Origin of the sequence: Nocardia cyriacigeorgica, from assembly GCF_010868145.1 — a bacterium.
GTDB lineage: Bacteria > Actinomycetota > Actinomycetes > Mycobacteriales > Mycobacteriaceae > Nocardia > Nocardia cyriacigeorgica_D.
In genome coordinates this window covers 1-25,729 of record NZ_JAAGUY010000005.1, presented here as the reverse complement: position 1 = coordinate 25,729, position 25,729 = coordinate 1, and the positions used below count along the sequence as shown (strand labels likewise).

Sequence of the window (25,729 nt, the reverse complement as noted above, 5' to 3'; positions counted from 1 at the left end):
GGTTGGCCCGGTCGGCGCCGGATGCGCCGATGTCGCGGCGCCGAACCGACGCCAGTCTGGGCGCGGCCGCCCCCGGTTTGGGGATGACCTGGGCTTTCACCTACACTAGACCGGTTGCCTGCGGCAGCTGTGCCCGCAATCCGGCCGCGAACCCCCAGTGGTTGGTCCGTCAGGATCGAAGAAACCGCTGGCAGGCGCGCGTTCGGGTGGTAACACGACCATGCCCGTCGGGTCGGAAATCCGGCGTGCTTTTACATCCAGGTCAAGGAGGCTGAAGTGATTCAGCAGGAGTCGCGACTGCGCGTCGCCGACAACACGGGAGCGAAGGAAATCCTTTGCATCCGCGTTCTCGGTGGCTCGTCGCGTCGCTATGCCGGTATCGGCGATGTCATCGTCGCCACCGTGAAGGACGCCATCCCCGGCGGCAACGTCAAGCGGGGTGACGTCGTCAAGGCCGTCGTCGTGCGCACCACCAAGGAGCGCCGTCGTCCGGATGGTTCCTACATCCGTTTCGACGAGAACGCCGCCGTGCTGATCAAGGCGGACAACGATCCGCGCGGCACCCGCATCTTCGGCCCGGTCGGCCGCGAGCTGCGCGAAAAGAAGTTCATGAAGATCGTCTCGCTGGCTCCGGAGGTGCTCTGACATGAAGGTGCACAAGGGTGACACCGTGCTCGTCATCTCGGGCAAGGACAAGGGCGCCAAGGGCAAGGTCATCCAGGCCTACCCGGCGACCGAGAAGGTCCTCGTCGAGGGCGTGAACCGGATCAAGAAGCACGTCGCGAACTCCGCCAACCAGCGCGGCGCCTCCTCGGGCGGCATCGTGACCCAGGAAGCCCCGATCCACGTGTCCAACGTGATGGTCGTCGACTCCGATGGCAAGCCGACCCGTATCGGCTACCGGACCGACGAAGAGACCGGCAAGCGGGTTCGGATCTCCCGTAACAACGGGAAGGACATCTGACATGACCACGACTGAAAACGTGCAGCCCCGGCTGAAGCAGCGCTACCGCGAGGAAATCAAGGACGCGCTCAACAACGAGTTCAACTACGCCAACGTGATGCAGATCCCCGGCGTGGTGAAGGTCGTCGTGAACATGGGTGTCGGTGACGCCGCGCGCGACGCCAAGCTCATCAACGGCGCGGTCAACGACCTGGCCCTGATCACCGGCCAGAAGCCGGAGATCCGCAAGGCCACCAAGTCCATCGCGCAGTTCAAGCTGCGTGAGGGCATGCCGATCGGCGCGAAGGTCACCCTCCGTGGCGACCGGATGTGGGAGTTCCTGGACCGCCTGGTCTCCATCGCGCTGCCGCGTATCCGCGACTTCCGTGGTTTGTCGCCGAAGCAGTTCGACGGCAACGGCAACTACACGTTCGGCCTCAGCGAGCAGTCGATGTTCCACGAGATCGACGTGGACTCCATCGACCGCCCGCGCGGTATGGACATCACCGTCGTGACCACGGCGACCAACAACGAAGAAGGCCGTGCCCTGCTCAAGCACCTCGGCTTCCCGTTCAAGGAGAACTGAGCACATGGCTAAGAAAGCACTGGTCAACAAGGCCAACCGCAAGCCGAAGTTCGCCGTCCGGGCCTACACCCGCTGCCAGCGCTGCGGTCGCCCGCACGCGGTCTACCGCAAGTTCGGCCTGTGCCGCGTGTGCCTGCGCGAAATGGCGCACCGCGGCGAGCTTCCCGGCGTGCACAAGAGCTCCTGGTGAGCTCGCGCTGATCGCCTGGGCGAAAACTGAACGAGGGCACGGACTCTGCGGAGTCCGTGCCCTCGTCGCGTTCACAGCCCCCCCGAGGTACGGCTATGGCTGCTGCTCCTAGCGGAAGTCATCAACTCGACAGTGGAAGCTGCCACCATCGAGCCTGACGATTCGTTGTCGTTGTCATTCGCGGGCGAGGTCACCTTGACGATCTCCGGACAACCCGCGGAATGGACATCGGGCGATATCTGGTGGTTCGGCCGAGCCTGAACTCGGCACGGTCGACCTGAATAAGCCTCGATATCGCGCTCGTTTCACTCGAATGCGCGAAGCGACGCCACCGCCGCCGGACAGCATGGACGGATCAGTGTGGTCGAGGTATCCGTCTCTGTGCGTTCGGAATTCGGCGGCCACACCACTGTTACTTTCCGGCCAGTCTTGATGGCGAAGCCCACTGCATCTGCTGTGCCACCGCGCAGCTGCCACTTCTGGACGGCCTTGGGGTCTTGCGCGGACTCTGGGCGAAACCAGACAAGGGCACGGACTCGCCGAGTCCGTGCCCTTGGTTCGTTCGATAGCGCGCCGGCGCCGTTCTGAGTCCTATCGCGTCGCCCGCATGAGCAGGGTGCTGTGCAGATTCGCGGTCACCAGGGCAGGCAGCCTGCCAGCTTGAGTCGGGTGGCCAGGCCCGAGCCGACGGTGGTGCTGGAACCCTGTCCGGTGGTCAGCGCGAGCAGCACATCAACACCGAGTCCGGCGCCGATGGAGCAGCCGAGCAGATTGATATCGATCGTGATCCGCTCCTCGGGCGCCCCCGGCAGTGGCTCGTCGGCGTGGGCCGGGCTCGCAACGGCCACGGTCGCCGCCGCCAATGCCGCAGCGACGATGCCTGCTTTGATGGATCGCACCTAATCCTCCTCGTATGCGCCGTACGGCGCGGTTGCATGCCGGGCGAAGCCTGCGCTCATGCGGGTATTCCGCCGTCCCGGATCCGGCGGCCGCTGCCTACTTGTTGACCGAGGAGACAGGGCGAAAACCTCGCGTGGCGCAGGCCTCGCTGTGCGACCTGTCGCATCGTTCAGAATCCCACGCGGCAAAACCTCTAGTACCGCAGAAGCCGATGTGAGTTCGGCAGCTCCGCCCGTTCACGCGGCGACGGCGCCGGTCGGCCCGAACCCGGAACCCGCGAGCCGAGTGGGCAGCTGCGGCACTGCGATCCGGCGCGGACCGGTGCCGAATACCAGGATGCGCAGGACGGCGAAGCGCAGCACGCCGGCCAGCGCGGAGGCTGCCAGGTAGACGGCCTGTTCGGTCCAGATGCTCGGGTCCTGACACAGGGTCGAGACCAGCAGCATCGCGGCGCCGGTCAGTGCGTAGGCGGCCGCGGCGGTGACCGCGGATTGCAGATGCTGCCACCCGCCTGCGGGCTCGGTGGCGGCGAAGGTGAAGCGTGCGTGCAACTGCGTACCGAGCAGCGTGGCGCCGACCGTGATGAGTGCGTTGGCCAGGGCGAACGGGATGGCAAGGCCGAGGAGTGTGACGGCGACGCTGGAGATCAATCCGATGCTGCACCCGATCCCAGCGAAGCGCAGAAACGATGCGACGGGACCGGTGCCGGTCAGCAGGCTGTGCAGGGGGCGGTCCATCGGTTGCTCCTCATCGGTCGGGGCCGCTCGGCGGCAACCGAACCATATACGTAGATGTATACGTATACAAGAAGTGCAGGTGAGAGCACTTGCGGCACAATGGATCGCCCGTGTGGAGTGGTCGTGCTACTCGGGCCCGGATCGCCGCGGCGGACGCACGTCCACCCGGATTTGGCCTGGGCAGAGCGGTTGCCTACACTAGACCGGTTGCCTGGGCACCTCTGTGCCCGCATGCGGTCTGCGTGTGGGTGGCTCGGGCGATACGAACTCATCCGGTCGGCAAGGGTCGGCCGGACCAGCCGAATTGTTGTAGGCCCACGATCTGCAGGCCCGAAAGGGTCGCGGGTGCTGTATGGGAACCGCAGCGAGAAAGGTGTCGAGGTCGAACTATGACCATGACTGATCCGATCGCAGACTTCCTGACGCGTCTGCGCAACGCCAACTCGGCGTACCACGATCAGGTGAAGGCTCCGCACTCCAAGCTCAAGGCGAACATCGCCGAGATCTTGAAGCGCGAGGGTTACATCGCCGATTACCGCACCGAAGACGCGACCGTTGGCAAGAGCCTCGTCGTCGATCTGAAGTACGGCCCCAGCCGTGAGCGCAGCCTGCAGGGCCTGCGCCGCGTCTCGAAGCCGGGTCTGCGTGTGTACGCGAAGTCCACCAACCTGCCCAAGGTCCTCGGCGGCCTCGGCGTGGCGATCATCTCCACGTCGACCGGTCTGCTCACTGACCGTCAGGCGGCCAAAGCCGGCGTGGGCGGCGAAGTCCTCGCCTACGTCTGGTAAGGGAGGTAGAGACATGTCGCGTATTGGTAAGCAGCCCATCGCCATCCCCTCCGGCGTCGATGTCACCATCGACGGCCAGGACGTCGCAGTGAAGGGCCCCAAGGGCCAGCTGTCGCTGACGGTGTCCGAGCCGATCACCGTCACCAAGGGTGACGACGGTCAGCTCGCGGTCGCCCGTCCGGACGACGAGCGTCGCAGCCGTGCACTGCACGGCCTGACCCGCACCCTGGTCGCCAACATGATCGAAGGCGTCACCAAGGGCTACGAGAAGAAGCTCGAGATCGCAGGCGTCGGTTACCGCGTCGCGCTCAAGGGCCAGAACCTCGAATTCGCCCTCGGCTACAGCCACCCGGTCGTTGCCGAGCCTCCGCAGGGCATCACCTTCGCGGTGGAATCGCCCACCAAGTTCTCGGTGGCCGGTATCGACAAGCAGTTGGTCGGCGAGGTCGCCGCCAACATCCGCAAGTACCGGAAGCCGGAGCCGTACAAGGGCAAGGGCATCCGCTACGCCGGCGAGAACGTTCGCCGCAAGGTCGGAAAGACGGGTAAGTGATCATGGCGCAAACCGAGAATCAGAAGGCCAAGCGCATTCCGCTGGGCAAGGATGCTTCCACCCGGCGTCGGTTGTCGAAGACCCGTCGCCACTTCCGCCTGCGCAAGAAGGTCGCCGGTACCACCGAGCGTCCGCGTCTGGTCGTGAACCGCTCCTCGCGGCACCTGCACGCTCAGCTGATCGACGACTCGATCGGCAAGACCATCGCCGCGGCCTCCAGCATCGAGGCCGATGTGCGCGCGCTCGACGGCGACAAGACCGCCAAGGGCAAGAAGGTCGGCGAACTGCTCGCCGAGCGTGCCAAGGCAGCCGGTGTCGAGGCCGTCGTGTTCGACCGTGGTGGCCACGACTACCACGGCCGTATCGCGGCGCTGGCCGATGCCGCTCGCGAAGGTGGGTTGAAGTTCTGATGATGATCAAGAGTGCGAACGGAAGGACGGTCTGATGCCGGGACGTCAGAGGCGTGACGGCGGAAGCGGACCCGCCGGACAGCAGAATGGTGCCGCCGGTGGCGGCGACAACCGTGACGGCCGTGGCGGTGGCCGCGATCGTCGCGGCGGTGGTGACCGTCGGGACCAGCAGGCCGACAAGAACCAGCTCGAGCGCGTCGTAGCGATCAACCGCGTCTCCAAGGTCGTGAAGGGTGGTCGTCGCTTCAGCTTCACCGCCCTCGTCATCGTCGGTGACGGCAACGGCCTGGTCGGTGTCGGTTACGGCAAGGCCAAGGAAGTTCCCGCGGCCATCCAGAAGGGCGTCGAGGAAGCGCGCAAGGGCTTCTTCCGCGTGCCGATGATCGGCTCCACCATCACCCACCCGGTGCAGGGCGAGGCGGCGGCCGGTGTGGTCATGCTGCGTCCGGCTTCCCCGGGTACCGGTGTCATCGCCGGTGGCGCCGCGCGCGCCGTGCTGGAGTGCGCGGGCATCCACGACATCCTGGCCAAGTCGCTCGGTAGCGACAACGCGATCAACGTCGTCCACGCGACCGTTGCCGCGCTCAAGATGCTGCAGCGTCCCGAAGAGGTCGCGGCCCGTCGTGGTCTGCCGCTCGAGGACGTCGCTCCCGCGGGCATGCTGCGTGCCCGTGCCGGACAAGGAGTCTGACGATGGCAGATCTCAAGGTGACCCAGATCAAGAGTTCGATCGGCGCCAAGCAGAATCAGCGGGACAGCCTGCGCACCCTCGGCCTGCGGGGCATCCGCAAGTCGGTGGTCCGTGAGGACAATGCCCAGAACCGTGGGCTGATCAACGTCGTGCGCCACCTCGTAACAGTTGAGGAGGTCTGACATGACCATCAAGTTGCATCACCTGCGTCCTGCCCCCGGCGCCAAGACCGATAAGACCCGTGTGGGTCGCGGTGAGGGCTCCAAGGGTAAGACCGCGGGCCGTGGTACCAAGGGCACCAAGGCTCGTAAGAACGTTCCGGCCGCCTTCGAGGGTGGGCAGATGCCGATTCACATGCGGCTGCCCAAGCTCAAGGGCTTCACGAACCCGTTCCGGGTCGAGTACCAGGTCGTGAACGTCGGCGCTATCGCCGAGCTGTTCCCGCAGGGTGGCGAGATCGGCAAGGACGAGCTCGTCGCCGCCGGTGCGGTCCGCAAGAACCAGCTGGTCAAGGTCCTTGGCGAGGGCGAGATCGCCGTTGCCGTCCAGATCAGCGCGGACAAGTTCTCCGGCTCTGCCAAGGAGAAGATCACCGCGGCCGGTGGCACCGTCACCGAGCTCGGCTGACGTTAGGAATTCCACAGGGGCACCGGACGAGTGAAGAACTCGTCCGGTGCCACTGTTAGAGTTCAAGTGTTGTCTGCCAAGACTCGTCATGGGGTCGGCGTCGAGGGACCGGGTTTCACATTCCGCCCCTCCGCTGAAATTTCCATGGCATGACCATGTCGTTCGCCAGGAGGATCTGTGCTTTCCGCCTTCGTATCGGCCTTCCGGACTCCGGACTTACGGCGGAAGATTCTCTTCACGCTGGGGTTGGTCGCGCTGTACCGTGCCGGTGCCGCGCTACCGTCGCCCGGTGTCGATTACCAGGCGGTCCAAGAGTGCGTCGACCTGGTCTCCGGCGGTGAAAACGCCGGTATCTACCAGCTGATCAACCTGTTCTCCGGTGGTGCGCTGCTGCAATTGTCGGTCTTCGCGATCGGCATCATGCCCTACATCACCGCGAGCATCATCATTCAGCTGCTGACGGTCGTCATCCCGCGGTTCGAGGAACTGCGTAAGGAAGGCCAGGCCGGCCAGACCAAGATGACGCAGTACACGCGTTATCTGTCGATCGCGCTCGCGGTCCTGCAGGCCACCGGTCTCGTCGCGCTCGCGGCCCGCGGTCAGCTGCTGCAAGGCTGCCAACAGGACATTCTCGCCGATACCAGCATCTTCGGCATGATCATCATCGTGCTGGTCATGACGGCCGGTGCGGCCTTGGTCATGTGGTTCGGTGAGCAGATCACCGAGCGCGGTATCGGCAACGGTATGTCGCTGCTGATCTTCGCCGGTATCGCCGCCCGCATCCCCACCGAGGGCAAGGCCATCCTGGACAGCCGCGGTGGGCTGGTCTTCGGTCTGGTGTGTCTGGCCGCGTTCGCGATCATCGTCGCGGTGATCTTCGTCGAACAGGGTCAGCGCCGGATTCCGGTGCAGTACGCCAAACGTGTCGTCGGCCGGAAGATGTACGGCGGATCGTCGACCTACCTGCCGTTGAAGGTGAACCAGGCCGGTGTCATCCCGGTGATCTTCGCGTCCTCGTTGCTGTATCTGCCGAATCTGATCGCGCAGCTGACGGGGTCGCAGAACAACCCTGATCCGAGCTGGTGGCAGGACATCATCCAGAAGTACCTGGTGAATCCGAGTAACCCGGTCTACATCGCGATCTACTTCGGCATGATCGTGTTCTTCACCTACTTCTATGTGGCGATCACCTTCAATCCGGAGGAACGCGCTGACGAGATGAAGAAATTCGGTGGCTTCATTCCGGGCTACCGGCCCGGTAAGCCGACCGCCGATCATCTCAGTTTCGTGCTGAGCCGCATTACCCTCCCCGGCTCGATCTACCTCGGCGCGGTGGCCGTCCTGCCGAACCTCTTCCTCGATATCGGCAACTCCGGTGGTGTGCAGAACCTGCCGTTCGGTGGCACCGCCGTGCTGATCATGGTGAGCGTCGGTTTGGACACCGTGAAGCAGATCGAAAGCCAACTGATGAATCGAAATTACGAAGGGTTCCTCAAGTGAGAGTTGTACTGCTCGGACCACCGGGTGCCGGCAAGGGCACGCAAGCCGTTCTGCTGTCGGAAAAACTCGGCGTGCCACACATCTCCACGGGGGACCTGTTCCGCGCGAATATCAGCCAGCAGACCCCGCTGGGGCGCGAGGCGCAGAAGTACATCGACGCAGGCGACCTGGTGCCGAGCGATGTGACCAACCGGATGGTCGAGGCCAGGGTGGCCGAGCCGGATGCGGTGAACGGTTTCGTGCTCGACGGTTACCCGCGCACGGTCGATCAGGCCGACGCGCTGGAGAAGATCCTCGGTGATATGGACAAGAAGCTGGACGCCGTCCTGTGCTTCGTCGTCCCCGAAGACGTGCTGACCGAGCGCATGCTGGCGCGCGGCCGCGGCGACGACAACGAGGGCGTGATCCGCAACCGGCTCCGGGTGTACCGTTCGGAGACCGAGCCGCTGCTCGAGCATTACGACGGCCTGGTCGTCACCGTCGACGGTGTCGGCGAGATCGACGAGGTCAACTCCCGCGCCCTGGTCGCGCTGGGACACTGATCATCCACTCGACGATGGAGCACTGAGGCGCCATGGTTTTCGGCCGCAAGCGCAAGAAGGTGGTGCCGTTCCGCACGGCGGGTGAAGTGGACGCGATGGCGGCCGCGGGTGCGGTCGTCGGCCGCGCCCTGGTCGCCGTGCGGGCCGCCGCCGTACCCGGCGCCTCCACACTCGACCTCGACGAGGTCGCCGAGCAGGTCATTCGTGACGCAGGTGCGGTTCCGTCGTTCAAGGGGTATCAGGGTTTCCCCGCCTCGATCTGCGCGTCGGTCAACGACCGGGTGGTGCACGGCATCCCGTCCGCCGAGGAGATCCTCGCCGAGGGCGATCTGGTATCCATCGACTGCGGCGCCATCCTCGACGGCTGGCACGGCGATTCGGCGTGGACCTTCGGCGTCGGTGAACTCACCGAGGCCGACCGGCTGCTGAGCGAGGCCACCAGGCTCGCGATGGAATCCGGTATCGAGGCGATGCTGCCGGAGAACCGGCTCTCCGATGTCTCCCACGCCATCGAGCTCGGCACCAGGGCCGCCGAAAAGGCGCACGGCCGCGCCTACGGCATCGTCGATGGGTACGGCGGCCATGCCATCGGCCGCGAGATGCATATGGAACCGTTCCTGCCCAATGAGGGCGAGCCGGGCAAGGGCCCGCTGCTCGTGGTCGGTTCGGTGCTGGCCATCGAGCCGATGCTGACCCTTGGCACCAGTGAAACCGACGTGCTCGACGACGACTGGACCGTGGTGACCGCCGACGGTACGCGGGCCGCGCACTGGGAACACACCGTCGCTGTCACCGAAGATGGGCCGCGCATTCTCACTCCGCGTCCCGAGTAGTACCCGGATTTCCGACAAAGGCCCGTGCGTTCGCACGGGCCTTCGTCATTTCTCGCCCCGGCGGCAGAATTAGGGGTGCACAGGCCGGAGTTCGGATGACATCGTCGATGTCGGGCCAGGTCGCGCCGAGTAGGTTGGCGGTATGCAGTACTCCGACTGGGGTGAGCGGTCCGCCCGCTGGTCTGGAATCCACAGCGAGACAGTCGATCTAGGTGGCACTTCGGTGCACTATCTCGCGACGGGAGAGCGAACGCCGTCGGACGCTCCGGTTCATCTACTGGTTCCCAACCCTGCGGGAAGCGCTACCAATGTGATCGACTTGCTTCCCGTGCTGCGCAAGCACGGGCGAGTGATCGCGGTGGACCTTCCGGGCTCGATTGCCGGGCACACCGGTTCGCCGAACCGGCGCGCGACCGGAATCGAACCACACGCACGGTTCCTGCGAGATCTCACGGTCGTGTTGGGGCTGGATAGGGTCGTGGTCCACGGCTGGTCGGCGGGCTCGATGATCGCGATACTCTTCGCCGACATCGCACCCGAGCGTGCTGCTGGGCTCGTGCTGGCGGCCCCTGCCTTGCCTCCTCCGCTCAGCGCTGGTGAGGCCCGTTGGTGGCGGACGATCGGCCGGACAGGGCTGGCCGTCGCCCCGCCCGTCGCCCGAGCGATGCTGCCGGTGCTCGGCAGGAGGCTGATCGAAAAGAAGTTCCGGGCCCTGGCCGATTCTGCGGCACCGGGGAGCAAGCGCGATGTTGGGGGCGGTGACATGTCGAGGCTCTCCAGCGAGTTCATGGACCTCGCGCGGGAAGAACTCACGGCGGCACGGCCGAAGGAACTGGGACGCGGCGTCGCGGCGATGGCCTCGATCCTGTCGGCAATGTGCGTCCGGCCCCAACGCGTGCAGGACGCGATATGCCGTACCGAGGCGCCCACGCTCCTGCTGTGGGGAGACGACGATCGTGTGATCGTGCGCGCATGGATCGATGACTGGATGACGCGGCGACCCGACTGGAATCTGTCGGTGTTCGAGGCGGTAGGGCATGCGCTGCCGATAGAAGTTCCCGGCCGCTATGCCGACGCGGTCGGTGAGTGGATGGCTGGTTCGAGCTTCCGGCGCGAGGGGACCCCAACCTGATCCAGGGGTGCCACTCGGGCGGCGCCCGCGGATCACTGGGTGCCGGGAATCACCCCTCGAGCAGCAGTGTCACCGGCCCGTCGTTGGTGAGGTCGATGTGCATGTGTGCGCCGAAGCGGCCGGTGGCGACGGTGGCGCCGAGCGCGCGCAGTGAGTCGGCGAAGTGATCGACCAGCGGTTCGGCTGCCGGGCCGGGTGCGGCCGCGGACCAGGATGGGCGACGCCCCTTCCTGGTGTCCGCGTACAGGGTGAATTGGCTGATCACCAGGATCGGCGCGTCGAGATCGGCGGCGCTGCGTTCGCCGTCGAGGACGCGCAACCGCCACAGCTTGTCCGCCAGTGCAGCGGCGGTCGCCTCGGTGTCGTCGTGGGTGACGCCGACCAGGGCCACCAGGCCGTGTGGCGCGCCGTGGGCTTCGGGATCGATCCTGCCGACGACCTCGCCGTCGACGGTTACCCGGGCCGCTGTCACGCGCTGAAGCAGGACTCGCACACCCGTCATCATCGCAGGCGAGCCTACGATGGCGGAGGCCACCGACCCCGCGCGATCTGCACACCGCGCGAACTCTGTTGTCCCGCCCGACAGCTCCGTGCTCTGCTGAATGTCATGAGCAGATTCGCGGAAGTCATCGTGCTGGCGCTGGGCGCACACGAGGTCATGGAGCCGTTGACTCGTGACGATGAGAACCGCAGTTGGCGAGGCCGGTTCGTGCCGATCGAAAGCCAGTGGGGCAGCTCTTTCGGTATCGGCTGGGCGACCGAGTTCGATCGCATGCGGACGCGGACAGGGCTCTTCGCGCATCTCGAGTCGCTGCACTGGCCGCACCCGGAGAGCGTCCAGGTACTGATCCACGACGAGGAAGACGACTGCTTCGGCCTATGGATGCTCCACGACGGCAAGTTGGTCGAAATCGAACTTCCTCGTACTCGGCGATACCATCCACCGGCTCCGCCGACCGATGAGTACCCGCCTGATCCCGGAATTCTTTTGCGGACCGACCGCAGCAACGGCCTGAGGTCGCAGACACCGATGAACACTCGCGACCCGCGGCGGGCGTGGTAACCGATTGCTCTCCGACGCCACCACCGCGCCATCTCCGATTCAACCAGTCGCAACTCGTGATTCGTGATCGGCTGCCACAGTCGCAGACGAGCAGATGGAGTGCGGGGTCCGCACGGGCGGTGAGGAGCGAGCATGGGTGCCGACAAGGTCGATGTCGATCCCGACGATTTCCGCCGGGCCGCGGAGAAGACCGGTGGGGTGCGCGACAAGGTGCAGGGCATCCTCGACGAATTGCAGACTTCGATCGCCTCGCGCGGAACCCCGTGGGGCAACGACAAGATGGGTGCGTCGTTCACCGACGGCGAGAACGGGTACTTCGCCGCCCGCGAGAGCCTGACCGGCAATCTCGACAATGTCGTCAACTCGTTCAACAACTTCCGCAGCGGCCAGGCGCAGACCGTGATCGCGTTGAACAAGATGGAGCGCGGTAACGAAGACAGCTTCCAGTGATCGGGAGCCGCTGAGCCGATGGCCAACGAACAAGCGAAAGCCCAGCTCGCCGGTCTGGTGGACGAGGTAACCCAGCAGTTCCGGGAGATCGCGCGCATCCAGGACGAGCGCAACCAACTCACCGCGAGTGCGACTGTGCGGCGTAAACGGGTCACCGTCACGGTGAACGCCGACGGTGCCGTCATCGAGACCAAGTTCGGTCCGAATATCGAGGAGCTGACCTATCCCGAGATCGCCGCTGCCGTCACCGAGGCGGCGCAGAAGGCGACCGCCGAGGTGATGCGCAAGGGGCAGCAGCTGATGAGCCCGCTCGACGACAGGCGCGCGCGGCTGCCGAAACTCTCGGATCTCATCGACGGAATGCCGGACCTGACCGGGCACCTGCCTGCGCCGCAGCGCGCGTCCACCGCTTCACCTGCCGCGCGCAACCGTGCGCTGGTCGACGATGGAAGCGCCGCAGTGGAATTCGAGAACGCCGAAGTGTTGAACAAGCCGGATGAGGACGGTGGAGTCACCGCTTCCGGCTGGTGAGCTGACCTGGGCGCGCAATGGCGATCGATTTTCCCAGCGTCCTGGGGTGGGTTGTCGGCAGCGAGTGGCCGGACGGCAATGAAGACGATATGTGGCTGCTGGCCGAGGACTGGCGCAAAGCTGCCAAGGACCTCGAGGACGTCATCGCCGACGTCCGGGCGGCCAAGACGGCGTCGCTGAATGCCTACCCGTCGGGTGAGGCGCCGGCGGAGATCGCCAAGGCCTTCGATTCGATGCTGTATGCGACCGAAGGCCATGACAAGGGTTCGCTCGAGCAGTTGATCGAGGGACTCGAGAGCATGGGCGAGTCCGCCGACAAAATGGGCACCGAGATCGAATATGCCAAGCTCATGTTCATCTCGTCGCTGGTCCTGCTGGCGGCCGAACTCGCGGCGGCCTGGATCTTCCCGCCCACCGCACCGGCCGTGCAGGCCGCGGCCATCGCCCTCACCCGAATCGCGGCGCGGGTCATCTCCCAGCGCGTCATGGCTGCCATCCGCAGCATGGTGCTTGCGTTGGCGCGCAAGAAGTTCCTGCAGTTCATGGTGCGCCATGTCGCCATCGACACCATCATCGGCACTGGCCAGGATCTGGGCATCCAGGCCTGGCAAGTGTCGCAAGGCCACCGCGACAATATCGACTGGACCCAGGTCGGCGTGACGGCCATCAGTTCCGCGGCGGGCGGTGCGGCGGCGGGGCCCCTGGCCGGCCGCATCAGCCGCGGTCTCGGTGGGCGGTTCGGCCCGGACGGCACCATGATTCGCCCGCCGCGGGTGAACAACGTCATGAACGGGATGATCAGCGGCGCAGGGGCGGGCTTGGCCGGGTCGGTGGCGGGCTACGGCGCGAGCCTCGGCGCGCAGTTCGGATTCGATTGGGCGCAGCACGGCTGGGACAAGGCGAACGAGAATCTCGGCAACGCGCTCAACAACTTCGATCCGCGGGTGATCACGGCAGGTGTCTCCAATGGGGCGATGAGCGGTGCGAACAAGGCGCGGGCGAACCAGTTCTGGCAGAACCATCGGCCCGGGCTGATCAACGGTCCGAGCTTCCAGACGCGCATCGATGCCGCGATCTTCGGTCCGGGTGGGGCGCCTGGTTCGGGCGGCGGCGGAACCCCCGGCGGTACCGGTGGTGGCACCGGCGGCGGCGCACCGGGTGGTACCGGCGGAGGTAGTTCCGGCGGTCCGGCCACCGGTCAGGGTGGTAATACCAACGGAGGCAACCAATCCGGTGGGACGGGCGAGGGGCAACGTTCCTCGCCTGCGCGTCCTGGCGACGGCGGTGGCCGCACAGACGACGGCTCGCGGCAGTCGTCCGGCGAGGGTGATCGGCGCGGCGACGGCGGCGACACCCGTGCGACCGCGTCCGACGGTGGTCGCGGCCAAGGCGAGGGCCATAGCGATTCCGGGCGTGCCGGTGACGCCACCCGTGGCGACGGTGTGGGCGATCGCTCCGGGGAGACGCGCGCGGGTGCCGCGCAGATGGGCAACGACGGCCCGCAGGCCGACGGTGGGTTGCAGGCGCAGTCGCGCGGCGGTGACGACGGTGTCATCGGATTCCATGGAGACCCAGGCATCGTGCCCGCGCGGGACGGTGACGGTGGAGTCTCGGACGGAGAGATCCAGACCGGCGAGCCGATCCCGGCCGCAGCGGCGCCTGCACTGGCGGTTCCTCCGGCCGGTGCGCCGCCCCAGAACCAGGCCCCCACTGCGGGGCAGTCGCAGGCCGGCGGCGAAACACGCGGTGGCGCGACTTCTTCCAGTCCGGCCCGCGGGGTTTCGCCGGTGGATGGGCGGGCGCCTTCCGGGGATGGACCGGTTGGTTCAGGTCCGGACCGGGCATCGGTTGGCGATGTCGACACCCCGGCCACACCTCGTGCCGACGACTCCGACCCCACCGGGCCGATGCGCGACGAGCCGGTCGTGCCGCCAGAGCCGCGGGCGGGTGCTGCTGATCGGCCGGTTGTCGGTAGCGATACGCACCAGCCCGGCGTTCAAGCCGGTGTTCGCGAGGATGCGGTTGCTGACGCGGGCGCACACCGATCCGACGACCGAACTCCCGCCACCGGAGAACTCCGCACCGGAACGCCGGACCCCGACGAGCCGCGCGCAGCCGACGACTCCGACGACTCCGACCTCCGCGCCGACCGCGACGACGACGAGACCTCGCCACCGGCCCCGATGTTCGTCATCCCGCCCCCGGATCTCTCCACTTCCGGCCCCGGCCGCGACGACAACCGCGGTATCAACCGCATCGGCCAGCGTGACGGAGCCCCGGTCACCGACCGGACGGGCGAGGCACCTCGCACCCAACGCACCGATGCCGCGCTCCGCGATACCGACGGCGTCATCTACGAACTCGGCGACGATGCGGGGGCACACCACGCAGGCGACGCCTCGCGCCGCGGGCGCTGCGCAGAGCTGGCACTGCGCCTGCTCAAGGGTGTGCTCGGTATCGATGCGATCACCCCGCCGACCCGTCTGATCGGCCCGGACGGGATGTCGGCGGCCGAGGTCGAAGCGGCGGCAGGCGGGCGGCTGCGGCCATTCGACGGTCACCAGGCCATCGCGGACCGGCTGCTCGCTCTCGGCGACGGAGCGTCGGCGCTGGTGGTGGACAACTATACGGGCGCTACCGACCGCTATCGGGTCGGTGCGCACGCGTATGCGCTGGTCAATGAGAACGGCACCATCATGGTGCGCGACCCGGGCGCGGGTCGTGTCGAGGGCTTCCCGCCTACGCTTCCGCGTGAGGTCCGTGAGGTGCGTGCCGTTCTGTACGGTGCGGATGCCACTCCGGTCGAACCGCTCGGTGACACCGTTCCCGCGGGCACCGCGGGCGATTCCGGGGATCGGGTCGGCCAGCCGGGCGACACGACTCCGGCGGCGCCTCAGCCGCATCCGGTCGGCGAGCCGGTGCCGGCTGGCATGTTCGTCGGCAACGACGGATTCCTGCACCGGCCAGGTGATCGCACCGACTCGTATCGCGATCCCGATGGCACCTGGCATCACAAGATCGACCGGCCGAACACGTTTCGTGACAGAAATTTTCAGCTGCGCGGTCCCAACGGATGGATTCCGGATGTGCTCGTCGCCGCCGGGTATCTTCACCAGGCGCAGCGGGGCCCTGAAACGACCTATCAGGTCACAGACCCGGAAATCGGTGACCGGCTGGCGCGGGCCTCGGCCGACCGGCTCGCGTTGCAAACCCAGCGGGACGCCGAGCGGGACGCGATGCGCGGCCCGATGGCGTCCTTCGGCATCACCGATATCCATGATCTCGCGCCGAAACGGCTCGGCGCCGAAATGCAAAGCCAGCAGCGCAAGATCCTGGCCGACCAGTCGCTGTCGGACGCCGATCGGGCACAACGACTGAAAGATCTGCACGACCTGCGCACCCGAGCCGACAAGTACAACACGCTCGGCCGGCAGATGGTCGCCACCTCCAAACTGCTCGGCGAGCTCGGCGGAACCGCCTTCGCGATGGATCCGGCACTGCGGCCGGGCGCGGTCCAGATCACTCCGTTCGACGGTGCCTTCGACGGTGCGAACGTCGTCGATATCGCGGTCCTTGTGCCAGGGACAGACGGCAATCCGCCGAAACTTGTGGTGGTCGAGGCCAAGGGCGTCGGATCGATCCTCGGTGGTTCGAAAACTGCCAGTGCACAACAGGGTTCACCAGAATATCTGCGCCGCACCGTTGCGATCGACCGGAACCTGGCCGCGATACTCAGCGAAACTTCTGAACAGATGCGGGCTCGCGGCATCGATCCCGATAGCCCCGAAGGCCGCGAGCTGACAGCCGCCAGGGAAGAACTGCTGCGCGCCCACCGTGACCGCACCCTGACATTCGAATACCACCTCGCGCACACCTCCGAGACCGGCGAGGTCACGGTGAGCAGGTTCCGGCTCGACCGGTCTGGAGTACCGGTCGATATCGATGTGGTCGGTGGGATCGATGCGGCGACCCTTGCGGCGGACCGGGACCAGACGCCGTCGAACACGCCACGCGATACCGGCCCGCTCGGTGGGCCGAGCGCCGACGAGTGGACGGTCCTGCCCCCGGCCGAGGTCGGCGAACGCATGCGCGACCAGCTGAGGCAGTTGCTCGACAACCCCGATCTGGAAGTATTCGGCTTCGACCGCCCGGATCTGGATGCCGACGTAGCGCGTGAATTCGCCAGGGCCATGGTCGATATGGCCGGACGTCACCCGCAGGTCGATGTGCGCCGCATCGGCATAGGTGATCTGTCGGCCGGCCTGATCGGATTGACCCGGCCCTTCACCGATCCCGCCACCGGTGCGATGCGCGCCGACTCGATCACGCTCAGCAGCCGCTACGCCGCGGACGGGGAGCAGTTCCGGCAGTGGATGGGCGAGCGGGTCGCCGCGGGCAGGTTCCATCCGTCGGTGATGGATCGGCCGGTGTACGCCGCCGCCGTACACGAGTTCGGGCACGCGGTCGACTACGCGGGCAGGCGTGCCGCGCGACTCGCACTCGACGACGACCTCATCGAGCTCTACGTCAACAACCGGCTGGGCGCGGGAACCGTCGACAGCTACGACGACTGGCTGCGGAGTCAGCTCACCGGCTACAGCTTCGACAAGGCCGGCGAACTGGATCCGGGTGAGGCGCTCGCCGAAGCCTTTGTCGATGTCGTGCTCAATGGGCGCGGCAACGTCAACGATGCGGTGGGCCGGGCCTATGACCTGCTGACGGATACCGCGCGCGGGGGTGAGGATGCCAGGCGCGGGGATTCGCTACCGGGCGATGCGGATCAGCTGGGGGATGCCGAGGACTCGGACCGCATGTCCACCGGATCCGGTCCGGAGCAGCTGCGCCCACCCACCGAGGACGTCGGCATCGCCGATCTCGATGCCGACATCCTCGGAGTCACCGGCACGGATGAATGGTCGAACCTCGATCCGCCAGAAGTGGGGGAACGGCTGCGGGATCTGATGCGCGAGGCGACGGGTAATCCCGATTTCGAGGTGTTCGGCTTCGATCTACCGTGGCTCAACGCCCAGGTGGTGCGCGAGTTCGCCAGGGGCATCACAGATATGTACGCACAGCATCCGCAGGTGGATCTGCGCTCGGTCGGCATCGGCGAGCTCAGCTACGGTGTGCTCGGCGAAACCGCCGGCCGGATCGACCACACCACCGGTGCGATCTTCTCCGAGTCGATCACCCTCAACTACGACCTCGCCACCAGCGCGTACGGATTCCGTGAGCAGGCGCGCGTCGGCGTCGCCAACGGCCAGTTCACCCAGACGATTCTGCGTCGGCCGGTGTACTTCGTCGCGGTGCACGAGTACGGCCACGCACTCGACTACGGCGGTGGCGGCGCGGCCAGGCAGCAAGCCGAAGGGTTACTGCTCAGGCGGGCCGCGGAAGACCCGAACGGTGATTTCGGTGAATGGTTGCGCGAGCTCAGCGGTTACAGCCTCGACGACGACGGCATGCTCCGCTCCGGGGAGGCGCTGGCCGAGGCGCTCGCCGAATATGTCGTCGGCGGCCCCGCCAACGCGACCACACCAACCCGCATCCTGCGGGACCTGTTGATCAGTTCGGCCGAGAACCTTTCCGGCGCAAGCGATCCACAGGTCTCCGAGGCCGATCGAATCGACGCCTCGCCTCGATCCCCAGGCGATTCGGATCCCGCATCCGCCGACACCGCAGCCGGTGCGGGCGGTGGTGCGAAGAAACCTCCGACCGATCCGCCACCGTCGGCCTCCGATCCCGATGGAGTCGAGCCACCTGGAGACGGCGGCGAGAAGCCACCATCGCGCCTGTCGCGGTCCGGTGCCGGCACACCGGACGGATCTGACACGCAGTTTGATTCGAACGGCGACGGTGCGGTCGATCCCGATTCGATCGATCCACCGCCGCAGGTGACCATCGACGTCGATGGTCAGCAGGTGCGGGTCGATGTCCGCCCGGACGGTGCGAACCGGTGGCGGGTGGTCGACGAGCGCACCGAACCCGATGCCGTCGACACCCGGTCGCGAATGCGTCGCGAATGGGATGCGGTCCGGGAAATGATGCCGGTGCGTGAAGAGCAGACGAAGTATCCCTCCGGTTCTCCGGTGGGGGACTCGGCCGGTCAGGCCGCCATTCGCGATGGCATCACCGGGGCACCGGACCTGATCGGTCCGCCGCCGCCGACACCGCCTCCACCACCGTCGGACATACCGCGTTTCGAGGCGCCGCCCGAGGCGGGCCCGCCGGATCCGACGCTGCTGCGGCTCGCCCAGCAGGCCCCAGTCTGGGTCCAGAACCGTGAGCTGATCCCGATCTTCGGTGAACTCTCCGGACGCATGCGAGCCGCCGCGGGTGAGCACCTGCCGATGCGGACACCGGATGGTCAGGAGTACCGACCAGAACTCACCGACGCGAACGCGGATCAGGTTCGCGAGCAGCTCATCTCGGATCTCGACGTCGAGCGGATAACGCCCGAGCAGGCCCGCGAAGATCTCCTGGAGGTGTTCACCGGTGCCGATGCCGAACAGCGGCAAAGGATTATCGACGATCTGCTCGATCGCGAGCTCATCACGACCGAGGAAGCCGAACGCCTCGCCGACGAACCACCGGCTGATACAGAACAGGCCGAACCCGCAGGCCCACCGTCGGAAGGCGAATCGCTCACCGATGCGGCGCGTCGCCTGCTCGACGTCGAACTGCCCGACGAGAGCCTTCGGACACTGCGCGAGCTCATCGACGAGCACCAGTACCGGGTTGTGCGCGCGGCCGCTGCGATCGAGGGCTTGGCCGCTGCTGCTCAGCGTCTGCATGAGGAGCAGACCCTCCCGTTCACCAGGGCAGCGTGGGACGGCACCACCGATGACGGCGCGCCAGGACTGGATCGCGGTCCGGACCCGGCCCAGCTCGATGGGCCGCCGCGGCGACCCGATGACGACACCGACGATGTCCTGGACGAGGATCTTCTCGACGACAACGACGACAGTCCGCGACCGAGCCGTTTCGCCGAACCCGACCCAGCAGGTCGTGCCGTCCCGTTCGGCGGCTCGGTCAGCTTCACCGACCAGAACCCGATGGGGCGCTTCCGCAACGAGATCATCGCGGCATTCGGTCATCATCTCGGCCTGCTGGACACCGTGCCGATCGGCAATGGCGCCGACCCGCTGCCGGAATGGGGCGACGGCGACGAACTCGGCCGCGACGAAGGTCTGCGTAAGTTCTTCGAACACGCCCTGCGCCGCGATCAGCTGCGCGATGAGCTGGCCACCTGGGCGGCCATGCGCGACCTCGACGTGCGTCAGCTGGCCCGCGACCTGGTGGACGACACCCTGAACGCGTTGCGGGACGCCAATGTCGCGCGCTCCGATCGAGTGGCCGAATTCGCCGACCTGGCGCGGCATCGTTACCCGGAGACCGATCAGGGTGAACTGGTCGGCGATTCGCTCGGCGACCAAGCCGTGCGCATTCCGATGCCGGACGGTCCGGACCGCTTGGTCATCGTCGACGGAGAGCGCAGCAGGCACCAGGTACTTGCGGACACGCTCGCTGCCGACCCGCAGCTCGTCCGCGACCTCGCCGACGGTCGTGTGGTCGTCGACTACCGATCCGCCCGCACCGATTGGACCGGCCGCACCCACCTCGACCCCGTCGACACCCCGCAGGTCCTGCACCGGCAGGAGACCGTCAACGGCCGCGAGCTCAGCGTGACCTTGGTCCGCGAGGGCGAGGGCCCCTGGCGTGCGGTACCCGAATCGGACGCGCCATCCACCTCGGCACCCGAGGGCGACGACCCCGCCACCACCGCACCGCGCCCACGTGACGAGGTCCTCGCCGACTTGATCCGGGTGATGCGCGAACTCGGCCTCGGCCCGGCCGATGTGCATCCGGACATGATCAACCAGACCGTCGCGGATCAGAAGCTCGACAATGCGGTCCGGGCCGCGCAGATCGAAGGCCTCACCGACTTCATCCGCTCGGCCAACGACATCCAGACCTTCCATGAGGTCGGCGACGCCCGCAGCAGGCTGGCCACCAGACTCGGCATCCCACAAGCCGAGCTCACCGGCGACACCATGGCAGCCGCACTCGGCGACACCACCCAGCGCCGGGCCCTGCGCGCGCAGCAGTTCACGGACCTTGCCGCCTATGCCGGACAACTGCGTGAGGTGAATGCGACGGCGGTCGACGCCGCACGCAACCGGCTGGCGGAGCGGCTCGTCACCGACGATGCCGCCCGCCGCCTCACCCGGGCCAAGTTCGCCGAGCGGGCGGGCGTCTCGCGCACGATCGCCGCGCTGCTTCCGCCCGGGCGGGTCGATGGTCCGAATGGACAGCGGGTCTTCGCCGTCGATCCGACGGGTCTGTCGCCGAAGAAGCTCCGCAAGCTGATCCGGGCGCTGGAACGGGCCGGGCAACGCGATCTGGTGAACTCCGCACTCACCGAATACGCGAACGCCCTGCTGAATGTCGATCCGTATGCCGGTGTGGCGCGCGGTGACACCGGTGCCGATCCACGGGTTATCGACGGCAGATTCCCGATGCACGATCGGGACGCCATGACCGCGCTGCGTGAGATCATTGCCGACGCGGTGCGTACTTGCGGGGCCGACGATTTCGCGCGCGCGGTCGCCGACGCGGCACGTCGTCCCGATAGCGGACCGATGCCAAGCGACGATCCGGCACGGCGACCGACGGCCAACCGGGATTGGGCGCGCATCGTCGGCGTCGATATCGCCGATGCCGACGACGCCACCTTCCGCAAGGTGTACGAGGCCTATCGCGACGGCCGGATCGAGAAGCACGAGGGACTCACTCCGGAGAAGCTGGCCGCCGAACTCACCGCCCTGCGCAATGAGGTACGTGACCGTGCCCAGCGCATCAACGACCTCGTCCGCCTCACCGACGAATTCGCTCGCGCGCTGCGAGCAGCGCACACGGCCGCGGGCAGCCCGCCCGCCCCGATTTCGGGTGCGGGCGACGGTCCGCCACCGCCCTCCGGTCCGCCGAAACCGCCCTCCTCGCCGGGTGATCCCGGTGAGCCGGGCGACGGTGAGTCCGGGGACTCCGCGGGTGAAGGCTTGCCCGGCGACAATCCTGCGGGTAGCGGAAGCGGTCCGACGAAACCCGTTGGGCCCGCGCGGACCCCGTCGGCGTGGTACGAGCGGCAGCAAATCCTCCAGGCCGAATGGGAGGCCAGAATGGCGGCGGAACACGCTGCCTTCCTGCGCGCCCAAGCCGACGCCCACCCCGACGACCGGTGGGCAGGCATCCACGCCGACCAGGCCGAATGGTCCGCCCGCATGGCCGAGGAACGCGTCAAGTGGTTGCGCGATACCGCGATCCACCCGCTACCCGAGGACCCGGATTCGCCGTCCGAATCCCCGGAGGACCCGGACGGGCCCGAGTCCCCCGAGGGCCCGGGCTCCGCGCCCGGCGAACCGGGCATGCCGCCACGTCAACCGCAGTCGCCGAACGGCGCGGAGCCGCCTCAGGACCCGGCGTCGACTCCGCCGCAGCCAGTGGGACCACCGATCCCGCCCCAGCCTTCCCATCCGCCAACGGCGCACCAGGCCGCGGAGTCGAACCGGCCACCGCCCGGAGATCCGGAATCGGGATCCCCGACACCGGAAGTGCCGAACATCGATGGGGGCACCGATCATGGCGCACCCGAACGGATGTGGGGCGATCGGCCGTTCGCCGATGTGGTGGATTTCCTGCGGGAGGTCGCGCTGCGGAATCAGGCCGATCCGGTGCCACTGTCGGATCGGGATCGGGCGCATGTCGCTCGGTTGGCGGAGCTGCTCGGGTTGGGGGAGCGGCTGACGCGGCATCCCGATCCGCTGGGTGCGCTGGCCGAACTGGCCGAGCTGGCGCTGGTGCACGGGTTCCTCGACGCGGCGCTGAATCCGGACGCGGGCCCGCTGCGTCCTATGCGGTACCCCGCGGACTTCACGTATCCGGCACCCGACCAGCCCGGCCTGTGGTTCCCGCCGGAGGGGCAGGCCCCACCCGCCCCAGCACCCGATCCGGTGGGCGAGAGTGTCCCGCGCAGCGGCAATGTGCTGATGCCAGAGGTCAATCCGATCGCCGAGGTCGCTACCGAGCTGGCCCGCAAGTACGGCCTCGGCGCCGACGATCTCGACACCGCGCGGCTGGCAGGCACCGTCACCGCCGAGCAGTACCGCAACCTGGTGCGGGCGGCGGTCGTCGAGGCCCTCGCCGATGCCGTCGCCCGGCTCGATACCGTCACGGACCCCGATGGCGTTGCCGCTACCACGGCAGAACGGGACCGGTGGGCCGGCTGCCTGGACGTCGATCTCGGTGACCTCACCGATCGGCCCGACCAGACGGTCGACCGGCTCCGCGGCGACGTGCTGCGCCGCATCGCCGATATCAATGATCTGGCCGATGCGGTCCTTGCGGACCGGCAGGAACAGTCCGGCGAGACGGGCGGGCGCCGCTACACCATCACCGTCGACGGTGATCGGGTCCCGGTCCGCCTGGTCGACGACGGCAACGGTGGTTGGCGAGTCGAGGCACCGGAGCGCCTACGTCCGGCGGTCGAGCGACCCGAGCGGCAAGAGCCGAAGGCGATCGAGAAGAAGAAGTCCTGGTTGCGTCGCGTGTGGGACGCCCTGCGCGGTGGGTACGGCGGCGCGAATCCGAAGTATCCGTCCGGTTCCGGCGTCGACGGCGCGGGCCAGTCGTTCCTCGGCCACGGCTACCTCCCGATCGACCTGACCAGCACCAAACCGGCTGCGACTCCCGGTGGTTCGCCGACCGAGGAGCTGACCACCAAGTTCAATCCGGCCCGCATTCTCAAAGAGGGCGTCACGATGTGGAAGAGCCGGGAGTACCTACCGTTCGCGCGGTACTTCACCGGTCGACTGCCAACGCGCTCCGGCGATGTGGCACCGATTTTCACCCCGGACGGCGACGAGTACGCGCCGTGGATCGACGAGGTGGATCAGCGGGAGCTACGCGCAATTCAGGCGGATCTCGAGCTGGCCGGGCTCGCCGGTGGCGAACCACCGATCCGTGCGGAACTGCCACCCGGCGAACCAGCCGCCCGAGCGGGGGAGCTCGAAGACGGTGAACCACTGCCGGATTGGGCGCGCGACCTCGCCGATAGCCTTCGGATGCGCGCGGCTGATGCCGCCGAACTACGTCGCTTGGCCGGTCTGCTCGGCATGCGCCTGCCGGATTTGGAACCGGAGACCCTGCGTCGGGCAGTCGCCGACGCACGGTACGCGTTCCTGCGCCGCGCCGGTGCCATCGAAGGCCTCTACGCCGCTTCCCGCCGCTACAACGCCGAAAACGCCGCGGTCCCGTACGGCGAATCCACCAGCTTCTTCGATGAGGATCCGCTCGGCCGCGCACTGATCGATCGGGCACGTGCCCGCGGTGAACGCACCGAGATACTGGAATGGGAAGGCGTCAACAACGGCGGCGAACCGGGCCTGGACTGGGGTCCTGAGGTGCCGCAGGAGCGGGACAAGGGCAACAGCCTGCACTTCCAGGACGCATTGCGGCGCGAGCAGCTTCGCGACGAGCGTGGTGTCTGGGCGCAACTGCTCGGCGTCGGCATCGACGAGCTGTCGCCGCCGAAGCGACTGGACGAGACCATCGCCGAATTGCGCGATGAATTGTCCGCACGTGTCGATTTGGTCGGTGAATTCTCTGATCGGGTCCGTGATTTCCTCGCCGCCGATTCCGCCGACCGGGTGGTGCGGGTGCCGGGTGAGCCGCCACGCATCATCGTGGTCAACGGCAGGGGCGAACACGAGGCGGCCATCGCCGGTGAGCTGGCCCGCGACCACGACCTGGCCGGACGGATCGGCCGTGGCGAAGTCGAAGTCGAGTTCCACGGCGCCTTCCTGGACCGGGACGGCATCGTCCACATCGTTCAGCTCGACACCCCGGAGATCCGGCAGTTCCGTGGGGATATCGACGGCCGCCCGGTCGCGGTAACGATGGTGCGCGAGCCGGGTGGGCAATGGCATGTGGTTCCTGATCCGGTGCCCGGCGAAGGGGCGCCCGGGACACCTGACGAGACCAACGGGAGGCCCGGTGATGCCGATCGCACGCCTGGCGACACCGATCGGACACCAGGCCGAGCCGAGCGCTCATCCGACCCTGCCTCCGACAGTGGCACCGACGAAGGCACGAGCTCGCGCAGCGCCGAAACCTCTCGCGCCGAACGCAATGCGCTGGCCGGCCAGCTCGGTATCAGCGACCCCGATTCGCTGAGTCCTCGGCAGTGGGCAGACGAGCTCGCCAAGCTGTGGCAGGACAACCTGCTGCGCGCCACGCAGATCGAAGGCCTGCTCGACGCCACCCGCAGCGCCGATGCGATCGACCGCTATCACGCGCTGGACAACGTGCTCGGGCATCTGGTGAACCGGCTGGAGATCGATCGACCCGCGCTGTCGCCCGAGCTGGTCGCGCAGATCATCGCCGACCCCGACAATTCGAACGAGCGCGGACTCCAGCAGTTGGCGGACCTGGCGGACTACGCCGAGGTCCTGCGCGAACTGGACAAGGCCGCGGTGAACGCGGCGGTGCAGCGCCTCGCCCAGCGACTCGGCGTCCCACCGGAGGGCCTGTACGGGTCGAGCTTCACTCGCGACCTGAGCGAGCTGCTGCCGGACCCGGACACCCTCGATCCCGCGGGGATGCGACGGGCGATCAACGCCATGGTCTACTCGATGGCCGACCATCCCGCGGTCGTCGACGCGCTGACCGATTTCGTGCACGCGCTCGGCGACGTCGACCCCTTCACCCGCGACCTGCAACGTGATCCGAGCGCCGATCCGCGCGTAGGCGGCAGCGAACTCCCCGTCCACGACCCGTCCTCGCTCGCCTTCCTACTCGACATCCTCGGCGACACCGGGCTTTTCGCCCCGCTAGGCAGCGGCCAGGTCCCGGACAACCCCACACGTCGACCCAGCCGCGACTACCTGCGCATCCTCGGCGTCGATATCACCGACGCGAGCGACGACGCCTGGGACGAGGCGTACCAGAAGTTCCGCGACGGGCGCCTGGATCTGCACGAACGCCTGAAGCCCGCGCAGCTCGCCGAGGTGCAGGCCACGTTGCGTGCGGAGATCCATCAGCGCGCCGCCGATATCCGCCACCTGGCCGAACTGGCGAACGATGTCCACAACGCCACTCCCGGCCCGCATCCCGACCCGCAGCAACCCCGCAACCCGGACGGCTCCTGGCGCCCCGGTGACGACCCGGACCCCACCCCGCAGCCCTCCGGCGACACC

Annotated in this window: 21 protein-coding genes; 18 read left to right on the top strand and 3 right to left on the bottom strand. The window is 67.3% G+C overall.

The window, feature by feature from the left end; translation table 11 throughout:
* Nucleotides 1-276: 276 nt before the first annotated feature.
* From rplN to GV792_RS09285, 4 genes are read left to right on the top strand one after another with little or no spacing between them, the layout of a single operon-like run.
* Complete coding sequence (gene rplN / locus GV792_RS09300) at nt 277-645, top strand: 50S ribosomal protein L14 (protein WP_163823644.1); 369 nt, start codon at nt 277-279, stop codon at nt 643-645.
* Nucleotide 646: 1 nt separating this feature from the next.
* Entirely contained in the window at nt 647-964 is a 318-nt protein-coding gene (gene rplX, locus GV792_RS09295; protein WP_163823643.1) for a 50S ribosomal protein L24, read from the top strand.
* Between the two features lies 1 nt (nt 965).
* Nucleotides 966-1,529: a 50S ribosomal protein L5 gene (gene rplE, locus GV792_RS09290; RefSeq protein ID WP_163823642.1), complete on the top strand. Its 564-nt coding sequence runs from the start codon at nt 966-968 to the stop codon at nt 1,527-1,529.
* 4 nt (nt 1,530-1,533) lie between these two features.
* Nucleotides 1,534-1,719: a type Z 30S ribosomal protein S14 gene (locus GV792_RS09285; RefSeq protein ID WP_014349101.1), complete on the top strand. Its 186-nt coding sequence runs from the start codon at nt 1,534-1,536 to the stop codon at nt 1,717-1,719.
* 635 nt (nt 1,720-2,354) lie between these two features.
* On the opposite strand, the gene GV792_RS09280 is transcribed toward GV792_RS09285, so the two are convergent.
* Both GV792_RS09280 and GV792_RS09275 read right to left on the bottom strand, forming a co-directional pair.
* The gene (locus GV792_RS09280; protein ID WP_163823641.1) at nt 2,355-2,618 is read right to left on the bottom strand and encodes a hypothetical protein; all 264 of its coding nucleotides are present in this window, start codon (nt 2,616-2,618) and stop codon (nt 2,355-2,357) included.
* A 237-nt stretch (nt 2,619-2,855) separates the two neighbouring features.
* On the bottom strand, nt 2,856-3,356 hold the full coding sequence (locus GV792_RS09275; protein WP_175583312.1) for a GtrA family protein: 501 nt from the start codon (nt 3,354-3,356) through the stop codon (nt 2,856-2,858).
* A 389-nt stretch (nt 3,357-3,745) separates the two neighbouring features.
* Between GV792_RS09275 and rpsH the strand changes: the two genes are divergently transcribed.
* The 10 genes from rpsH (at nt 3,746) to GV792_RS09225 (ending at nt 10,432) form a co-directional block, all read left to right on the top strand.
* Nucleotides 3,746-4,144 carry a 30S ribosomal protein S8 gene (rpsH, locus tag GV792_RS09270; RefSeq protein ID WP_163823640.1) on the top strand — a complete coding sequence of 133 codons (399 nt, stop codon included), beginning with the start codon at nt 3,746-3,748 and terminating at the stop codon, nt 4,142-4,144.
* Nucleotides 4,145-4,157: 13 nt separating this feature from the next.
* Complete coding sequence (gene rplF / locus GV792_RS09265; RefSeq protein WP_163823639.1) at nt 4,158-4,697, top strand: 50S ribosomal protein L6; 540 nt, start codon at nt 4,158-4,160, stop codon at nt 4,695-4,697.
* Between the two features lie 2 nt (nt 4,698-4,699).
* Nucleotides 4,700-5,107, top strand: a complete 408-nt coding sequence (gene rplR / locus GV792_RS09260; protein WP_163823638.1) for a 50S ribosomal protein L18 — start codon at nt 4,700-4,702, stop codon at nt 5,105-5,107.
* Nucleotides 5,108-5,141: 34 nt separating this feature from the next.
* On the top strand, nt 5,142-5,798 hold the full coding sequence (gene rpsE / locus GV792_RS09255; protein WP_163823637.1) for a 30S ribosomal protein S5: 657 nt from the start codon (nt 5,142-5,144) through the stop codon (nt 5,796-5,798).
* A gap of 2 nt (nt 5,799-5,800) precedes the next feature.
* Nucleotides 5,801-5,980 carry a 50S ribosomal protein L30 gene (gene rpmD, locus GV792_RS09250; protein WP_014349110.1) on the top strand — a complete coding sequence of 60 codons (180 nt, stop codon included), beginning with the start codon at nt 5,801-5,803 and terminating at the stop codon, nt 5,978-5,980.
* A 1-nt stretch (nt 5,981) separates the two neighbouring features.
* Complete coding sequence (gene rplO, locus GV792_RS09245; protein ID WP_163823636.1) at nt 5,982-6,425, top strand: 50S ribosomal protein L15; 444 nt, start codon at nt 5,982-5,984, stop codon at nt 6,423-6,425.
* 177 nt (nt 6,426-6,602) lie between these two features.
* Nucleotides 6,603-7,925 (top strand): preprotein translocase subunit SecY, encoded by a 1,323-nt coding sequence (gene secY / locus GV792_RS09240; protein WP_163823635.1) that lies wholly within the window; start codon nt 6,603-6,605, stop codon nt 7,923-7,925.
* A complete protein-coding gene (locus GV792_RS09235) occupies nt 7,922-8,467 on the top strand; it encodes an adenylate kinase (RefSeq protein WP_163823634.1) in 546 nt (181 codons plus the stop codon). Before secY ends, GV792_RS09235 begins: the two co-directional genes overlap by 4 nt.
* Before the next feature lie 32 nt (nt 8,468-8,499).
* The gene (map, locus tag GV792_RS09230; protein ID WP_163823633.1) at nt 8,500-9,300 is read left to right on the top strand and encodes a type I methionyl aminopeptidase; all 801 of its coding nucleotides are present in this window, start codon (nt 8,500-8,502) and stop codon (nt 9,298-9,300) included.
* A gap of 142 nt (nt 9,301-9,442) precedes the next feature.
* Nucleotides 9,443-10,432 carry an alpha/beta fold hydrolase gene (locus GV792_RS09225; protein WP_163823632.1) on the top strand — a complete coding sequence of 330 codons (990 nt, stop codon included), beginning with the start codon at nt 9,443-9,445 and terminating at the stop codon, nt 10,430-10,432.
* Between the two features lie 49 nt (nt 10,433-10,481).
* On the opposite strand, the gene dtd is transcribed toward GV792_RS09225, so the two are convergent.
* Complete coding sequence (dtd, locus tag GV792_RS09220) at nt 10,482-10,925, bottom strand: D-aminoacyl-tRNA deacylase (RefSeq protein WP_163823794.1); 444 nt, start codon at nt 10,923-10,925, stop codon at nt 10,482-10,484.
* Nucleotides 10,926-11,039: 114 nt separating this feature from the next.
* On the opposite strand from dtd, the gene GV792_RS09215 reads away from it, so the two are divergent.
* From GV792_RS09215 to GV792_RS09200, 4 genes are all read left to right on the top strand, one after another.
* A complete protein-coding gene (locus GV792_RS09215; RefSeq protein WP_163823631.1) occupies nt 11,040-11,495 on the top strand; it encodes a hypothetical protein in 456 nt (151 codons plus the stop codon).
* 132 nt (nt 11,496-11,627) lie between these two features.
* A complete protein-coding gene (locus GV792_RS09210) occupies nt 11,628-11,945 on the top strand; it encodes a hypothetical protein (protein ID WP_163823630.1) in 318 nt (105 codons plus the stop codon).
* Between the two features lie 18 nt (nt 11,946-11,963).
* The gene (locus GV792_RS09205; protein WP_163823629.1) at nt 11,964-12,476 is read left to right on the top strand and encodes a YbaB/EbfC family nucleoid-associated protein; all 513 of its coding nucleotides are present in this window, start codon (nt 11,964-11,966) and stop codon (nt 12,474-12,476) included.
* A gap of 17 nt (nt 12,477-12,493) precedes the next feature.
* A partial coding sequence (locus GV792_RS09200) for a WXG100-like domain-containing protein (protein WP_445738778.1) occupies nt 12,494-25,729 on the top strand: 13,236 nt, incomplete at its 3' end.

Bases quoted from the DNA above. Each gene is read 5' to 3' on its own strand.
- rplX (WP_163823643.1), top strand. From the start codon at position 647: ATGAAGGTGCACAAGGGTGACACCGTGCTCGTCATCTCGGGCAAGGAC.
- rplE (WP_163823642.1), top strand. From the start codon at position 966: ATGACCACGACTGAAAACGTGCAGCCCCGGCTGAAGCAGCGCTACCGC.
- GV792_RS09285 (WP_014349101.1), top strand. From the start codon at position 1,534: ATGGCTAAGAAAGCACTGGTCAACAAGGCCAACCGCAAGCCGAAGTTC.
- GV792_RS09275 (WP_175583312.1), bottom strand. From the start codon at position 3,356: ATGGACCGCCCCCTGCACAGCCTGCTGACCGGCACCGGTCCCGTCGCA.
- rpsH (WP_163823640.1), top strand. From the start codon at position 3,746: ATGACCATGACTGATCCGATCGCAGACTTCCTGACGCGTCTGCGCAAC.
- rplF (WP_163823639.1), top strand. From the start codon at position 4,158: ATGTCGCGTATTGGTAAGCAGCCCATCGCCATCCCCTCCGGCGTCGAT.
- rplR (WP_163823638.1), top strand. From the start codon at position 4,700: ATGGCGCAAACCGAGAATCAGAAGGCCAAGCGCATTCCGCTGGGCAAG.
- rpsE (WP_163823637.1), top strand. From the start codon at position 5,142: ATGCCGGGACGTCAGAGGCGTGACGGCGGAAGCGGACCCGCCGGACAG.
- rpmD (WP_014349110.1), top strand. From the start codon at position 5,801: ATGGCAGATCTCAAGGTGACCCAGATCAAGAGTTCGATCGGCGCCAAG.
- rplO (WP_163823636.1), top strand. From the start codon at position 5,982: ATGACCATCAAGTTGCATCACCTGCGTCCTGCCCCCGGCGCCAAGACC.
- map (WP_163823633.1), top strand. From the start codon at position 8,500: ATGGTTTTCGGCCGCAAGCGCAAGAAGGTGGTGCCGTTCCGCACGGCG.
- GV792_RS09225 (WP_163823632.1), top strand. From the start codon at position 9,443: ATGCAGTACTCCGACTGGGGTGAGCGGTCCGCCCGCTGGTCTGGAATC.
- GV792_RS09215 (WP_163823631.1), top strand. From the start codon at position 11,040: ATGAGCAGATTCGCGGAAGTCATCGTGCTGGCGCTGGGCGCACACGAG.
- GV792_RS09210 (WP_163823630.1), top strand. From the start codon at position 11,628: ATGGGTGCCGACAAGGTCGATGTCGATCCCGACGATTTCCGCCGGGCC.
- GV792_RS09205 (WP_163823629.1), top strand. From the start codon at position 11,964: ATGGCCAACGAACAAGCGAAAGCCCAGCTCGCCGGTCTGGTGGACGAG.